Raw genomic sequence first — 14,856 nt, forward strand, 5'->3', positions numbered from 1 at the left:
CTGACATTTCAACCAGGCGAAGTCCTCAATCCGTGCCTGGATCGATCATAGGGAATGTGTTGTTCGAATCGCGGGAGGGTATGAGGCGGCGAGCCTGGCTCGCCGCCTCAACGACTATTGCTTGCCGACAGCGGCCGCCAGCAGCGGCGCTATCTGTTCATCGGTCAGTGCCGCCTGGACTTCCATGGTCATGAGGTCGCTCCATTCCAGCACCCACTTCTGAATGGCTGCCGGATCACCGGCCTCTGCCACACCAAAACCGGACGCACCACCGATGGCGTGCCAGCGTCCCAGCATTTTGACACCAGCGGGTGGAGCCCCCCCGGTCTTGAGGAAACGCTCGATCGCGCTGTTACGATTTGCCGAACTGATAGACCAACTGACTATGAATAACATCGGCCACCTCCTGTTACGGATTGGCACCTGTTGCTCTTCGCGCACACCTGGCGGGTGCCGGGACCACGGTCACGCTTGAGTGTCCAGCTTCATCCCTGACTGGCTTGAAACCACTGCTCCCATGAGAAGGCATAGCAGCGGCCAAGACTCTGCGTATGACCGCTGATCCTGTTTCGTTGCAAGGCAACGAATTTTTCAGGTGCTTCGAGGACGATGTTCACGCATCGCGCAACAGGTCGTTGGCGTTGAGCAGCGCGTAGGCAATCTCCGGGCGCTTCTCCAGTGCGCGACGAATCGCGGCCGGGATCGACTGACGGGTTTTGCGGCACAGCCCCGGTTGTTCGCCAAGGTTGATACCGATACCGCGCATGGTGCGTACTTCGTTGAAACCGGGGGCAATGTCGACGCGGATGCCCAACTGCTCAAACATCCGCTGTTGCAGACGTTCCAGATCACTCAGGCTCTGGAGGTTTTCCAAGCGTTCGATCAGGCGCTTTTCCTCCGAACGGGTCAGAAACAGGATGCGCACGTCCGCCCCCGGTGTTTCCAGCAGCGGGTCACGCCCGCAGTCGCAGGCGCCGGGCGGGCAGGGTTGGCGGATCGCAGGCGTGGTGGTCATGGGGTTCAATCATAGAGTGCTGCAATCCGGTTTGCCCATAGGGTTTTTGCCCTTCTGGCGAACGGGGCACGCTGGGTATAGGCTTCATCACGTTCCGACCGCTTGATTTCAGAGGAGACGCAGCATGCAGCGATTTACGGGGGGTTGCCTGTGCGGCAACGTCCGGATTGAGGCGTCGGGACTCCCGTATCGGGTCGGCCTTTGTCACTGTCTCGACTGCCGCAAGCATCATGGGGCGCTTTTTCATGCTTCTGCGATATTCCCTCAAAGTGCGGTGACGATCGAAGGTGAAACACGCGACTACGCCGGGCGGTTTTTCTGTCCCCGCTGCGGCTCGTCCGTTTTTGCCCGCACCGACGACGAAATCGAAGTGAACCTGGGATCCCTGGATGCCCCAGACCAACTGATGCCAACCTACGAAAGCTGGGTCGTGCGTCGCGAGTCCTGGTTGCCGCCGTTTCCGCTCACGAGACGATACGAGCGCGATCGTGATGCCACGGGTCGCTTTGAGGAATAGGTGCCGATGCATGAACCGGGTCTGGAGCGTTGCATGAAAGTGGGCGTGATTTCCGATACCCATGGCTTGCTCCGCGCCGAAGCCCTTGCTGCACTGCAGGGTTGTGAACGGATTATTCATGCGGGCGACATCGGCAATCCCGAAATTCTCGATCAACTGGCGTCAATAGCCCCGCTGCACGTGGTCCGCGGGAACAATGACCTGGACGCCCCCTGGGCGGAAAATCTCGCCGACAGCCTATGTTTCGACCTGAACGGATGGCAGACCTTGCTGGTACATGACATAGCCGATCTCCCAGCCGTACTTGATGCCGGCATCAAGCTGGTGATCACCGGCCATTCGCACAAGCCCCGCATAGAATGGCGCGGCGAACGGCTACACCTCAATCCCGGCAGCGCGGGACGCCGGCGCTTCAAGCTGCCGGTGACGCTGGCTCTGCTTGAGGTGTTTGCGACCTCAATTAAGCCGCGCCTGGTCTCGTTACTGGAATGAGCTTTCCCTGGCGTGTTTTGGCTACACAAGCATTGGTGTCTCAAGCCTGAAGACATCGCTATCAAACGGGGCGCTCCACACTGGGTTTTCCAGCCGCTATATACTCGACAGCCCCTTTACCCCCTCTAACAAGAGACACCCATGGCAAACCACGACATCACCTTTCTCCCCGACCCCGATCCGCAATCCATCTCCTCCGATGTCGCCGGTTTCGGCGGCTTGCTGGTCTCCACTCAGATCCCCACCCGCGCCGATGGCAGTCTGGAATTGGGTGACATCGCCCTGCAAAGCGAATGCACGCTGCAGGCGCTCAAGGTAGCGCTGGAGCACGCCGGCAGTTCCATGGACCGGGTTCTGCATCTGACCATCTACCTTACCGACATGGCCGACCGCGCCGCCTTCAACGAGGTCTACCAGCGATTCTTCGCCAAGCCCTGGCCAGTTCGGGCCGCCGTTGGCGTGGCCTCCCTGGCGGTTGAAGGCATGCGCGTGGAAGTCACCGCGATGGCGGCCAAGGGCTGAGTCCGCGAACTTATCCGGCGGTCCCGCTCAACGAGCGGGCGCCACCGGGCGGGTTGGCAAAGACTGCTTCAAGGATGGCTTTTATTGACCGTCGACGAGGCGAGGCAGCCCCAAGGGATCAAACTCGCGCAATGACTCAGGCAATAGCGCATCAGGAAAACCCTGGTAGGACACCGGGCGCAAAAAGCGTTCAATCGACGTCATACCCACCGAGGTGAAGCGGCTGTCCGACGTGGCCGGAAACGGTCCACCGTGGATGGTGGCGAAAGACACCTCCTGAGGATGCGCGAAGGCGTTGACCACGATTCGCCCGGTGCGCCGCTCCAGGACCGGCAGCATGCGATGAGCCAGTGGCATGTCGCGCTCATCGAGATGCATGGCGGCGCTGAGCTGGCCCTTGAGCGAGCGAGCGACGGCGAGCAGTTCATCCTCATCCTCGACGTTCACCAGCAGTGCTGAAGGACCGAATACTTCTTGCGAAAGTACCGTTTTGGTCAGGAAACGTTGGCCGTCGACCTCATGCAACACCGACTGGCCATCAAAATCAGCGTTGGCTGGCGAGCCTTCGGCGACACGATTTGCACCAACGCTCTCCATTGCCGCGAGGCCGCTCGAGTAGGACGCATGAATCCCCGGCGTCAGCATGGTGCGCGCCGATGCTTCGGTGACGCGCTTGACCATGGCGGCGCGCAACGCTTCATAGCCAGCCCCTTTGATGGCGAAGAGGAGGGCAGGTCTGAGGCAGGCTTGCCCCACATTGACCAGCATGCGCTCGATAAAGCCATCACCGATTTGCGCTCCACGTGCGGCCAGCGCATGGGGTAGGATGAACGTGGGGTTGACGCTGGTCATCTCGGTGAACACGGGAATGGGGTCGGGGCGTTGCTGCGCACGCCGGTACAGCGCCATGCCGCCATGCTCCGAGCCGGTGAACGTCACGGCCTTGATCAACGGATGATCGACCAAGGCTTCGCCAATCGTGTTGCCGCTGCCACGTACCATCGAGAAAACCCCCTCGGGCAGTCCATTCTCTTGCACCGCCTTGCGGATGGCACGCGCCTGAATTTCTGATGCGCCTGGATGGGCGTTATGCGCCTTCACGATGACGGTCGCACCGGCTGCCAGCGCCGAAGCGGTGTCGCCTCCTGCGACCGAATACGAAATGGGAAAATTGCTCGCACCGAAAATAGCCACCGGGCCGATCGCCATTTTCTGAAGTCGATGATCCATGCGTGGGCGGGGTTGACGATGTGGCTGTGCCGGATCGATGGCCAACTGGAGGAAGCGTCCTTTGCGTACGACCTCCGCGAATTGGCGAAACTGGGTGGCGGCTTTTGCCGCTTCGCCCTCAAGCTGAGCCTCAGGCAGGCCCGTTTCGAGCGCGGCCCGTGCGGCAAGCTCATGACGGACAGCGTCGAGATTGTCGGCAATGCTTTCCAGGAACGCCGCGCGCCGGGTAAGCGAGGTATGGCTGTAATGGTCGAATGCTTCGTCGGCGAGCGTCGCCGCCTGGTCGACTTCCGCCACGCCACCGAATGCGAAATCCGGCTCGATCAACTGGTTGGTTGCGGGGTTGAGCGCCTTCATCGTCCCTTCAGTGGCCGGGACTTCGTTTGCGCCGATAATGAGGTGTCCAGTCAATTTCATGTGTGTTACCCCTGCTGCGCCAGGGACGCGATCAGCTCGTCCGTCGCCACAATGGCGTGGGCGAACGTGGGACCGTTGAGTTCATGCGCGGCATGCATCATTTCCGGTTTGAAGGCAGCGGTCGCATCACGCACCAGTGTGACGTGGTAACCGAGTTCCACGGCGTAGCGCGCGGTTGCCTCGATGCAGGTATTCGCCAGCAGGCCAACGATGATCACGTGCGTGATGCCTTTCTGCTTGAGGCGAAAATCAAGGTCGGTATTGGCAAAGCCGCTCGAGCCCCAATGTTCCTGAACGACGATGTCGCCATCCTTTGGCGCGAAATCGGGGTGCCATTCGCCGCCCCATTCTCCGCGTGCGAAGTGATGCATGTGCATGACCTTGCACTGGGTAGGGCTTGGATGATCCCAGCCTTCGTAGTCGCCTTGCTCCCAACGGCGGTGCGGTACGATGACCACCGGAATATCCAGTGCACGCACGACGCGGTCGAGGGCGCGCAGATTGTCGAGCAGGCCGACTTGCTCGGCAATCGGCTCGATCAAGGGGTAGACCTTTCCGCCTTCCGACAGGAAATCATTGTAAGGATCGACCAGCAGGTACGCGGTTCTGTTAAGGGGATAAATGGCTTTGGGCATGGCGGTTTTCTCCAGGGATTTTGGATGACTCGCGCCGAGGGCTTGCCCAGGCACGCTTTAGATATGATAATCATAGCAACTGCAAAAGAGGCAAGTCCTTATGTCGGTAAACACAAGTGCTGCGCAAACCCTGTGCCCGATTGCGCGGGCTGAGGCGGTCGTGGGGGACCGCTGGACCGTACTGGTCCTGCGTGAGTTGTTCATGGGGAGCCATCGATTCGACGAGATCCAGGCGCAGACCGGAGGAACTCCGCAAATGATCGCCGCACGCCTGAAGAGTATGGAGGCTGACGGACTCGTCGCACGCCGTCCTTACAACGAGCGGCCGCCACGCTACGAATATCACCTCACCCCGAAAGGGCAGGCCTTCTATTCGGTCGTCCTTGCGCTACGAGCCTGGGGTGAAACCTGGTGCAAGTCGCCGGAGGAGGAGTTGGCGGTCGTTTATACCCACAAAACCTGTGGCCAACCCGCCGGGCTAGGGCCGCTTTGCGAACATTGCGGCGAACTTTTGCGCCGTGAAGAGCTGATCAGCGAGCCGAGCGCCGCCTACATCGAAGAACGCAACGCACGGCGTGAGGCTTTCAAGGGGAATCGAATCCAGTCGTAAGGACGCGCGGTTCACCAACGCTCAACGCCTTGATCAGGTTGACTGCGAGCGGTGTTGCGCCAATCGAAGAGCGGCAGAACAGCCCAGCGCCATTCTGCCAATCGCACACACAGTCACTAGCCTTGAAGCGCCGTCATCAGCACTTGCACCAACTGACTCCCTCGCGGTGTCGCCCAGCTGCCGGCGAGTTCTGCAATCAGCTGGTTGGTGGTGGTCAGCGTCACGCCGCCCTTATCCATCCGGCGCAGGGCGATGTCATCGGCCATGACGGTCGGTGAGCCACCTCCATCGGCCACCACCTGAACGTCATACCCGTCACGCACCAGACTCAGCGCCGGGTAGACCGTGCAGACGTCGTTGGTGACACCGGCAATGATGAGCTTTTTGCGGCCCGTCGCTTTGACGGCCGCGGCGAAGTGTTCATCGTCCATGGCGTTGACGATCCCCAGACGTTGGATGCGGGAAGCGAACTCGGCGGGCAGGATCTGTTCCAGTTCGCTCAGCAGAGGCCCCTGAGCGTGCTCCTCCATGCTGGAGGTCAGGACCACCGGAAGTTTCAGAATGCTCGCCGCCTTGGCCAGCATCAACGCGTTGCGTTTGAGCTCTTCGAACGGAATGGATTTCACCCACCCCATCGTCCCCACCTGGTGATCAATCAACAGCAGGGCGGCATTGTCGGCACTGAATTTTTCGTACGTCATGATGATTCTCCTGGCAGTAAAGTCGGGGCACTGACGCCCCAGGGTATGGGACTGTTTCGATCATTCAACGAGGTTGCAGCGTTCCGAACGCCCCGCGCTGGTAGCCATCAATGGCTTCGGCCAGCGCGGGCTGAGAGGCAAGCGCCAGCGGTCCTTGCCAATACACGGGTTGATTCAACGGGACGCCAGAAAACAGCACTGCTTTGGCGTTGCCCTGGGGGGCGCTCAACCTGACTGCGCGATCGTCACGCAGCGGGAGATTCACCGGCAGCGAGAGTTCGATGAGGTTGAAGGGGAGGCCGTCGACCCACACTTCGCCGTCAATCGGCATCACGAACGCCACGTGACCTTCGGGGATCGGGACGCTGACTTCAGCGCCGTCCTCGAGCGAGATGTCCAGCACGGTCACTTCGGTGGGTACCGACAAGGGCGACGACATCTGGGCGAAACGGCCCAGTGGTACGCGCACCTTGACCCCTGGCAACCGCACCACGGGCACATCCTGGGCTTCGAGGCTGAGTGCAAACGGAGCGTCCGCTTGGCGCTCCTGCGGCAAGTTGATGAAGATTTGCAGCATGTGCACGGTCTTGCCCGGCTCGGCCGGCACCTCCTCGTGCACCACCCCTTTACCCGCCGCCGTCCAATGCAGCCCACCGGGTTGAATCAGGTTGCGGTTGCCCAGCGCGTCGCGGTTATCAATCCCGGTTTCGGAATCAAGAAACAGATAGGACACGGCCGAGAAACCGGCATGCGGGTGCGGTGGAAACGTCGGCCCGCTGATCCAGGCATGATCGACCGCGAGGAAGGGGTCGATAGGCTTGGCGAACTGATTTCCACGCAGACTGAAGGCCCGGAACTGACTGCCGTGATTCATGCGCTGCAAACGTGCGACGGTCGTCATGGCAATCTCCTCAGGCGCTCTGTGCCGGGCTCATGGCCGGATAATCGATATACCCTTGCGCGCCCGGAGCGTAGAACGTGTCCTTGTCCGGAGCATTAAGCTCGGCGCCTGTACGAAAGCGTTCAGGCAGGTCGGGGTTGGCGAGGAAGGCGCTGCCAAACACGGCAGCATCGGCCCGGCCCTCGGCTATCAGGGTTTCGGCGGAGCGCTGATCGAGTCCGCCACCGATCAGGTAGCGGCCATCGAACAGTGGGCGCAGCAACGCGTGGTAGTCGACGCTGGCGCCGAACAGGGCCACGTGCAGATAGGCGAGATTCAGCCCGTGCAGCTGTTCGACCAGCCAGGTGTAGGTTTCTTGTGGGTTGGCATCGAGAATGTCGTTGAAGTTCATCTCAGGCGAGAGCTTGAGACCCACTCGATCACCACCGATTTCCGTCGAGATGGCGGACAGCACGTCCAGTACAAAACGAACACGGTTTTCAACCGATCCACCGTACTCATCGGTGCGCTGATTGCTGCCCGTAGAGAGAAACTGTTCAGGCAGATACCCCGATGCGGCGTGCACCTCGACACCGTCGAAACCGGCTTCGATGGCCAGACGCGCCGCTTGGCGGTAGCCCTCGATAACCGCGGCAATTTCAACCACGCTCAGCGCCTGTGGCGTGACAAAGTCCTGAAGGCCCGTGGCGGTCCAGGTTTGGCCGGCGGGTTTGATCGCGGAGGGCGCCTGTGGCTGGGCGCCATTGGGCAGCAGCGAAGGATGGGAAATGCGTCCGCAGTGCATCAACTGCATGAAGATCCGTCCGCCGCGAGCATGCACCGCCTCGGTGACGTGCTTCCAGGCGGCGACCTGCTCGGCGGTTTCAATACCTGGGGTGCGGACATAGCCCTTGCCCATCGCAACGGGGAACACACCTTCACTGATGATCAGGCCGGCGCTGGCACGCTGTGCGTAGTAAGTCGCAACCAGTTCGCTGGGCACGCCGGCCTCATCGGAACGCGAACGTGTCATCGGGGCCATGACCATGCGGTTGGACAGGGTGTAGCGACTGATCTGGACTTGGGAAAAAAGAGAATTCATTGCGGTGCTCCTCAGTAATCGATGTGGCTATCATTGATCAATCCGAATCCGGGATAAACCGGGTAAAATTGAAATGACTATTCCACTGATGGAGCAATGACCTTGGAGTTTCTCAACGACATGGCGCTGTTCGTCGAGGTTGTGAAGGCGCGCAGTTTCCGCCGGGCGGCCGAAGCCTTGGGCATGCCGAACTCAACACTGTCGCGCCGGATCAGTGGCCTCGAGAAAGAAATCGGCCTAAGGCTTCTGCATCGCACAACCCGCAAGATCGAGCTGACCGAGGCGGGGCAGATTTACTTTGATCGCTGCAAACGGATCGTCGAGGAGGCCCGGCTCGCGCACGAGCAGTTGGGCGAAATGCTTGCTCGGCCCACCGGTGTATTGCGGGCTTCGCTACCGGTGGATTTCGCCAATATTTACCTGGCGCCGCTGATTGCGCAGTTTGCGCGGCTTTATCCCGGCATCAGCTTCGACTTTGATCTGACCCCGCGTCAGGTCGATCTGGTGAGTGAGCCGGTCGATGTGGTCATTCGCATGGGCGAGCCGGCCAATTCGAACCTGATCGCCCGCAAGCTCGCCAGTTTGCGCCGCGGTCTTTACGCCTCACCCCGTTATCTCGAACTGGCCGGTGACCCTGTTCATCCCACGGATCTGACGAACCACGAATGCCTGCGACTGCGTGGAACGCGGGCTGACCGCTGGATACTCTCCAGCGGTGATGAGGACGTAGAGGTTGAGGTGGGCGGGCGATTCGAACTCAACAGCGTGGGCATGATTCGACGCCTGGCGACGCTGGATCTGGGTATCGCATTACTGGGGGAAGGCATCGCTGCACAAGACGTTGCCAATGGCACACTACGCCAGGTCTTGCCGCAGTGGCACGCTTCGCCGATCTCGGTGTATGCCCTCACCGAGACGCGGTTGCTGCCGGCGAAAACCCAGCGCTTCATCGAATTCCTGCGTGAGCAACTTCAAAATGCCTGACGTTGCCCCTGAACTTGTTGGTCAGCATGGTAGGACGAGCGCACCAGCGGACCGGAGGCAACGTTCTTGAAGCCCATCCGCGTACCTTCCTCGGCGAACCAGGCGAACACGTCCGGGTGCACGAAACGCTGGACCGGCAAGTGGCTGCGCGACGGTTGCAGGTATTGGCCGAGGGTGAGCATGTCGACATCGTGCTCACGCATGCGCTGCATGACTTCGATGACTTCCTCGTCGGTCTCGCCAAGGCCCAGCATCAGGCCGGATTTGGTCGGTACATGCGGGACCATTAGCTTGAATTTCTGCAGCAAATCCAGTGACCACTCGAAATCCGAACCCGGCCGCGCGGCTTTGTACAGGCGCGGGACGGTCTCCAGATTATGGTTGAACACATCGGGTGGTTCAGTGGCGGTAATCGCCAGGGCGACGTCCATGCGGCCACGGTAATCCGGCACCAGGGTTTCCAGTTGCACGCCCGGCGACAGCTTACGGATTTCGCGCAGGCAATCGACGAAATGCTGGGCGCCGCCGTCGCGCAAGTCGTCGCGGTCCACCGAGGTGATCACCACGTACTTGAGGCGCAGGTCGGCGATGGCCACGGCGAGGTTCATCGGCTCGTCGGCATCCAGCGGTTTCGGCCGGCCGTGGCCGACGTCGCAGAAAGGGCAACGGCGGGTGCAGATGTCACCCATGATCATGAAAGTCGCCGTGCCTCCGGAAAAACACTCGCCGAGGTTCGGGCAGGAAGCTTCTTCACAGACGCTGTGCAGCTTGTGTTTGCGCAGCAGCTGTTTGATCCGGTCGACCTCGGGGGAGATAGGTATGCGCACGCGAATCCAGTCGGGTTTGCGTGGGAACTCATCGGTCGGGATGATCTTCACCGGAATCCGCGCGACCTTTTCCGCACCGCGCAGTTTGACCCCGACTTCCATTTTTACCGGCACTTTGCCGGTCGATTCCACAAGTACGCTCATGTGTAGTGTTCTTCTGTTCGAGTGGGGGAGGCGAGATCGCATCGGAACCTGTGGGAGCGAGCCTGCTCGCGATAGCGGTTAAACATTCAACATTGATGTCGACTGTCACTCCCCAATCGTCGGAACGCCGCCCGGAGCAGGCTCACTCCCACAGGGATAGTGTCGAGCAATCAGTCGCGGTAGACCGGGAAATCACTGCACATCGCGGCAGCCTGGCTGGCGACGTGGGCCTCGACATCGGCATCGCCGAGGTGATCGAGGATGTCGCAGATCCAGCCCGCCAGCTCGATGCTCTGGGTTTCCTTGAAACCACGGCTGGTGATCGCCGGCGTGCCTATGCGCAGGCCCGAGGTCACGAACGGCGATTGCGGATCGTTCGGTACGGCGTTCTTGTTCACGGTGATACCGGCACGACCGAGGGCGGCGTCGGCGTCTTTGCCGGTCAGGCCCTGACGAATCAGGCTGACCAGGAACAGATGGTTGTCGGTACCGCCCGACACCACGTCGTAGCCTCGATCAATAAAGACTTTTGCCATCGCCTGGGCGTTGCGGATCACTTGCGCCTGATAGGTCTTGAAGGCTGGCTCCAGCGCTTCTTTGAAGCACACAGCCTTGGCCGCGATCACGTGCATCAACGGGCCACCCTGACCGCCGGGAAACACCGCAGCGTTGAGTTTTTTCTCCAGTTCCGGATTGGCCTTGGCCAGGATCAGGCCGCCACGCGGGCCGCGCAGGGTCTTGTGGGTTGTGGTGGTGACGACATCGGCAAAGGGAATCGGGTTCGGGTACAGACCGGTCGCTACCAGCCCGGCAACGTGGGCCATATCGACAAACAGATAAGCGCCGACCTTGTCGGCAATCGCCCGGAAGCGGGGGAAGTCCAGGGTCTTCGAGTAAGCGGAGAAGCCGGCGATGATCATTTTCGGCTGGTGCTCGACGGCCAGGCGTTCGACTTCGTCGTAATCGATCAGCCCGGTCGCGGTGTCGATGCCGTACTGAACGGCGTTATACAACTTGCCGGAGAAACTGACTTTGGCGCCGTGGGTCAAGTGACCGCCGTGGGCCAGGCTCATGCCCAGCACGGTATCGCCAGCTTGCAGCAACGCCAGATAGACCGCTGCGTTGGCTTGGCTGCCGGAGTGCGGCTGGACGTTGGCGTAATCGGCGCCGAACAGCTGTTTGGCGCGGTCGATGGCCAATTGTTCGACCACATCGACGTGTTCGCAGCCGCCGTAATAGCGCTTGCCCGGATAGCCTTCGGCGTACTTGTTGGTCAGGCCGCTGCCTTGCGCTTCCATCACCCGTTGGCTGGTGTAGTTTTCCGAAGCGATCAGCTCGATGTGGTGCTCTTGGCGTGCGTCTTCAGCGTTCATCGCTACCAGCAGTTCGTCGTCGTAGCCTTTGATCTGGTCGTGCTTGCTGAACATGGTGGAGTCCTCTGTTGTTCTTGGATGTTTGAATGGGGGCTGACTATCAGGCGTCTTGGTAGTCCGCAATCGACGGGCAGGCGCAGATCAGGTTGCGATCGCCGAACACGTTGTCGACCCGACCTACGGGCGGCCAATATTTGGCGTCGATCAAGGTTTCGAGTGGGTAAACCGCTTGCTCACGGCTATACGGATGCGTCCACTCGCCGACGATTTCCGCCGCGGTGTGCGGGGCGTTTTTCAGCGGGTTGTCGTCCTTGTCCAGGGTGCCGTTTTCCACTGCGCGGATTTCTTCGCGGATGCGGATCATGGCGTCGCAGAAGCGGTCCAGTTCTTCTTTGGATTCGCTTTCGGTCGGCTCGATCATCAGCGTGCCGGCCACCGGGAACGACATGGTCGGGGCGTGGAAGCCGAAGTCGATCAGGCGCTTGGCGACATCATCGACGCTGATGCCGCTGCTGTCTTTCAACGGACGCAGGTCGAGGATGCATTCGTGGGCCACCAGGCCGTTGCTGCCGGTGTACAGCACCGGGTAGTGCTCTTCGAGGCGACGGGAAATGTAGTTGGCATTGAGGATCGCCAGTTGCGAGGCGCGCTTGAGACCGGCGCCACCCATCATCCGAATGTACATCCAGGTGATCGGCAAAATGCTCGCGCTGCCGAACGGTGCGGCGCAGACCGCGCCTTGCTTGCGCTCCATCTGCGCGTGGCCCGGCAGGAACGGCGTCAGGTGCGACTTGACGCCAATCGGACCGACGCCCGGGCCGCCACCGCCGTGGGGGATGCAGAAGGTTTTGTGCAGGTTCAGGTGCGACACGTCGCCGCCGAACTTGCCTGGGGCGCAGAGGCCGACCATCGCGTTCATGTTGGCGCCGTCGATGTACACCTGGCCGCCGTGGTCGTGAATGATGCCGCAGATTTCGCGGATGCCTTCTTCGAACACGCCGTGGGTCGACGGGTAGGTGATCATCAGCGCGGCGAGGTGTTCGCGGTGCTCGATGGCCTTGGCCCGCAGGTCTTCGATGTCGACGTTGCCGCGGGCATCGCAGGCGGTGACCACCACACGCATGCCGGCCATGTTGGCGGTGGCCGGGTTGGTGCCGTGGGCCGAGGACGGGATCAGGCAGATGTCGCGACGGTCTTCGCCACGGCTCTGGTGATAGGCGCGGATCGCCAGCAGGCCGGCGTATTCACCTTGGGAACCGGCGTTCGGTTGCAGCGAGATCGCGTCGTAACCGGTGGCGGCGCAGAGCATCGCTTCCAGCTCGTCGGTCAGTTGCTGGTAGCCGGCGCTTTGTTCGGCCGGAGCGAACGGGTGCAGGGCACCGAACTCGGCCCAGGTCACCGGGATCATTTCGCTGGCAGCGTTGAGTTTCATGGTGCAGGAGCCCAGCGGGATCATGGTGCGGTCCAGCGCCAGGTCCTTGTCGGCGAGCTTGCGCAGGTAGCGCATCAGCTCGGTTTCCGAGTGGTAGCGGTTGAACACCGGGTGGCTGAGGATTGGCGACTGGCGCAGCAGCGCGGCCGGGAGGGTGCTTTGTACCGAGGCGGCGAGGGCGGCGAAGTCCGGCAGGGTCTTGCCGTCGGCCAGCAAGGCCCACAGGGTTTCCACGTCAGCTGGCGACGTGGTTTCGTCGAGGGACAGGCCCAGACGCTCGCCATCGACCACGCGCAGGTTGATCTGCTGGGCACGCGCCTTCTCGTGCAACGCGGCAGTTTGCGCGCCGGTCTTGATCGTCAGGGTGTCGAAGAAGTTTTCCTGCTCGACGTTCAGGCCCAATGCGCTCAAGCCTTTAGCCAGAATCGCGGTCAGGTGATGTACGCGGTTGGCAATCTGGGTCAGGCCTTTCGGGCCGTGGTACACGGCGTACATGCTGGCGATGTTGGCCAGCAGCACTTGCGCGGTGCAGATGTTGCTGGTGGCCTTCTCGCGACGGATGTGTTGCTCGCGGGTCTGCATCGCCAGGCGCAGGGCCGGCTTGCCGAAACGGTCGACGGAAACACCGACCAGACGGCCCGGCATGTCGCGCTTGAACGCATCCTTGGTGGAGAAGTACGCCGCGTGCGGGCCACCGAAGCCCAGCGGCACGCCGAAGCGTTGCGCACTGCCGATGGCCACGTCGGCGCCGAACTCGCCCGGCGGAGTCAGCACGGTCAGGGCCAGCAGGTCGGCGGCGACCGCGACCAAGGCGTTGGCGGCGTGGAAGCGTTCGGTCAGTTCGCGGTAATCGAACACGTCACCGTTGCTTGCCGGGTATTGCAGCAGGGCGCCGAAAAACGGCGTCACGTCCGTCAGTTCACGCTCGTCGCCCACGACCACGTCGATGCCCAATGGCTCGGCGCGGGTGCGCAGCACGTCGAGGGTTTGCGGGTGGCAATGCACGGAGGCGAAGAACGCGTGGCTGCCCTTGTTCTTGCTCAGGCGTTTGCAGAAGGTCATCGCTTCGGCGGCGGCGGTGGCTTCGTCGAGCAAGGACGCGTTGGCGATCGGCAGGCCGGTGAGGTCGCTGATCAGGGTCTGGAAGTTCAGCAGCGCTTCGAGACGGCCCTGGGAAATTTCCGGTTGATACGGCGTGTACGCGGTGTACCAGGCCGGGTTTTCCAGCAGGTTGCGCAGGATCGGCGACGGCGTGTGGGTGCCGTAGTAGCCCTGGCCGATGAAGGTCTTGAACAGCTGATTTTTGCCGGCAATGGACTTGATCAAGGCCAGGGCGTCGGCTTCGCTGAGGCCGTCTTCGAGGCCGAGGACGCTGGTGCCCTTGATGCTGTCGGGGATGACGCTGGCGCTCAGGGCTTCCAGCGAGTCGAAGCCGAGGCTGTTGAGCATGGCTTGCTCGTCGCCGGTACGCGGGCCGATGTGGCGGGCGATGAATTCGTTGCGGGTGTCGAGGAGGGTGGTCATACGCAAATCCTCAAGCGTCGTCGTTGGTCAGGCGCCCGTAAGCGGCCTGGTCGAGCAGACTGTCCATCGCGGTGGGGTCGCTGGGGCGCATACGAAAGAACCAGCCTTCACCCAGTGCGTCTTCGTTGATCAATTCGGGAGAGCTTTCCAGCGTCGAATTCACCTCGACCACTTCGCCATCCAGCGGCATGTACACGCTGCTGGCCGCTTTCACCGACTCCAGCACCGCCACCTCATCGCCAGCGCCGAAGGTGCGAAGTTCAGGCACCTGAACGAAGACCACGTCACCCAGCGCTTGCTGAGCATAAGCGGTGATCCCCACAGTGATCAGGCCATCGCTTTCAAGACGCAGCCATTCGTGATCGACGGTAAAACGCAATTCGTTCATATCAACTCCTCATTGTTCAGACTCATCCGCTACTGGTGGCGGATGGCGATGGACAGGCTCGTG

Annotated in this window: 16 protein-coding genes; 5 read left to right on the forward strand and 11 right to left on the reverse strand. The window is 61.3% G+C overall.

Features of this window, described 5'->3' with window-relative positions:
* Nucleotides 1-114: 114 nt before the first annotated feature.
* Nucleotides 115-396, reverse strand: a complete 282-nt coding sequence (locus KGB03_RS03955; RefSeq protein ID WP_111448738.1) for a DUF3303 domain-containing protein — start codon at nt 394-396, stop codon at nt 115-117.
* Nucleotides 397-613: 217 nt separating this feature from the next.
* On the reverse strand, nt 614-1,015 hold the full coding sequence (locus KGB03_RS03960) for a hypothetical protein (protein ID WP_223526397.1): 402 nt from the start codon (nt 1,013-1,015) through the stop codon (nt 614-616).
* Between the two features lie 124 nt (nt 1,016-1,139).
* Between KGB03_RS03960 and KGB03_RS03965 the strand changes: the two genes are divergently transcribed.
* The 3 genes from KGB03_RS03965 to KGB03_RS03975 all read left to right on the forward strand — a co-directional run bounded on the left by KGB03_RS03965 (nt 1,140) and on the right by KGB03_RS03975 (nt 2,546).
* Entirely contained in the window at nt 1,140-1,532 is a 393-nt protein-coding gene (locus KGB03_RS03965; RefSeq protein WP_223526398.1) for a GFA family protein, read from the forward strand.
* A gap of 33 nt (nt 1,533-1,565) precedes the next feature.
* Nucleotides 1,566-2,024 (forward strand): metallophosphoesterase family protein, encoded by a 459-nt coding sequence (locus KGB03_RS03970; RefSeq protein WP_218536249.1) that lies wholly within the window; start codon nt 1,566-1,568, stop codon nt 2,022-2,024.
* Nucleotides 2,025-2,165: 141 nt separating this feature from the next.
* Entirely contained in the window at nt 2,166-2,546 is a 381-nt protein-coding gene (locus KGB03_RS03975; protein WP_192410740.1) for a RidA family protein, read from the forward strand.
* A gap of 81 nt (nt 2,547-2,627) precedes the next feature.
* Here KGB03_RS03975 and KGB03_RS03980 read toward each other — a convergent pair whose 3' ends face one another.
* Nucleotides 2,628-4,193, reverse strand: coding sequence for an aldehyde dehydrogenase (NADP(+)) (locus KGB03_RS03980; protein WP_223526399.1), 1,566 nt, complete (start codon nt 4,191-4,193; stop codon nt 2,628-2,630).
* A gap of 5 nt (nt 4,194-4,198) precedes the next feature.
* Nucleotides 4,199-4,828 (reverse strand): isochorismatase family cysteine hydrolase, encoded by a 630-nt coding sequence (locus KGB03_RS03985; RefSeq protein ID WP_192410742.1) that lies wholly within the window; start codon nt 4,826-4,828, stop codon nt 4,199-4,201.
* A 100-nt stretch (nt 4,829-4,928) separates the two neighbouring features.
* On the opposite strand from KGB03_RS03985, the gene KGB03_RS03990 reads away from it, so the two are divergent.
* Nucleotides 4,929-5,438 (forward strand): winged helix-turn-helix transcriptional regulator, encoded by a 510-nt coding sequence (locus KGB03_RS03990; RefSeq protein WP_223526400.1) that lies wholly within the window; start codon nt 4,929-4,931, stop codon nt 5,436-5,438.
* Nucleotides 5,439-5,554: 116 nt separating this feature from the next.
* On the opposite strand, the gene KGB03_RS03995 is transcribed toward KGB03_RS03990, so the two are convergent.
* From KGB03_RS03995 to KGB03_RS04005, 3 genes are all read right to left on the reverse strand, one after another.
* On the reverse strand, nt 5,555-6,139 hold the full coding sequence (locus tag KGB03_RS03995; RefSeq protein WP_192410744.1) for an isochorismatase family protein: 585 nt from the start codon (nt 6,137-6,139) through the stop codon (nt 5,555-5,557).
* A 64-nt stretch (nt 6,140-6,203) separates the two neighbouring features.
* Nucleotides 6,204-7,040, reverse strand: coding sequence for a pirin family protein (locus KGB03_RS04000; protein WP_192410745.1), 837 nt, complete (start codon nt 7,038-7,040; stop codon nt 6,204-6,206).
* Nucleotides 7,041-7,050: 10 nt separating this feature from the next.
* Nucleotides 7,051-8,121, reverse strand: a complete 1,071-nt coding sequence (locus KGB03_RS04005; RefSeq protein ID WP_218536255.1) for an alkene reductase — start codon at nt 8,119-8,121, stop codon at nt 7,051-7,053.
* Nucleotides 8,122-8,223: 102 nt separating this feature from the next.
* Here KGB03_RS04005 and KGB03_RS04010 point away from each other — a divergent pair, with 102 nt between their 5' ends.
* Complete coding sequence (locus KGB03_RS04010) at nt 8,224-9,105, forward strand: LysR family transcriptional regulator (RefSeq protein ID WP_192410763.1); 882 nt, start codon at nt 8,224-8,226, stop codon at nt 9,103-9,105.
* On the opposite strand, the gene lipA is transcribed toward KGB03_RS04010, so the two are convergent.
* The 4 genes from lipA to gcvH form a co-directional block, all read right to left on the reverse strand.
* A complete protein-coding gene (gene lipA / locus KGB03_RS04015) occupies nt 9,093-10,076 on the reverse strand; it encodes a lipoyl synthase (RefSeq protein ID WP_223526401.1) in 984 nt (327 codons plus the stop codon). The two genes, KGB03_RS04010 and lipA, sit on opposite strands and share 13 nt — an antisense overlap.
* Before the next feature lie 170 nt (nt 10,077-10,246).
* A complete protein-coding gene (gene glyA, locus KGB03_RS04020) occupies nt 10,247-11,503 on the reverse strand; it encodes a serine hydroxymethyltransferase (RefSeq protein ID WP_223526402.1) in 1,257 nt (418 codons plus the stop codon).
* A 46-nt stretch (nt 11,504-11,549) separates the two neighbouring features.
* On the reverse strand, nt 11,550-14,405 hold the full coding sequence (gene gcvP, locus KGB03_RS04025) for an aminomethyl-transferring glycine dehydrogenase (RefSeq protein WP_223526403.1): 2,856 nt from the start codon (nt 14,403-14,405) through the stop codon (nt 11,550-11,552).
* Nucleotides 14,406-14,415: 10 nt separating this feature from the next.
* Nucleotides 14,416-14,793 carry a glycine cleavage system protein GcvH gene (gcvH, locus tag KGB03_RS04030; protein WP_218539170.1) on the reverse strand — a complete coding sequence of 126 codons (378 nt, stop codon included), beginning with the start codon at nt 14,791-14,793 and terminating at the stop codon, nt 14,416-14,418.
* Between the last annotated feature and the right edge of the window lie 63 nt (nt 14,794-14,856).

Source organism: Pseudomonas sp. BF-B-26 (assembly GCF_019956495.1).
Lineage (GTDB): Bacteria > Pseudomonadota > Gammaproteobacteria > Pseudomonadales > Pseudomonadaceae > Aquipseudomonas.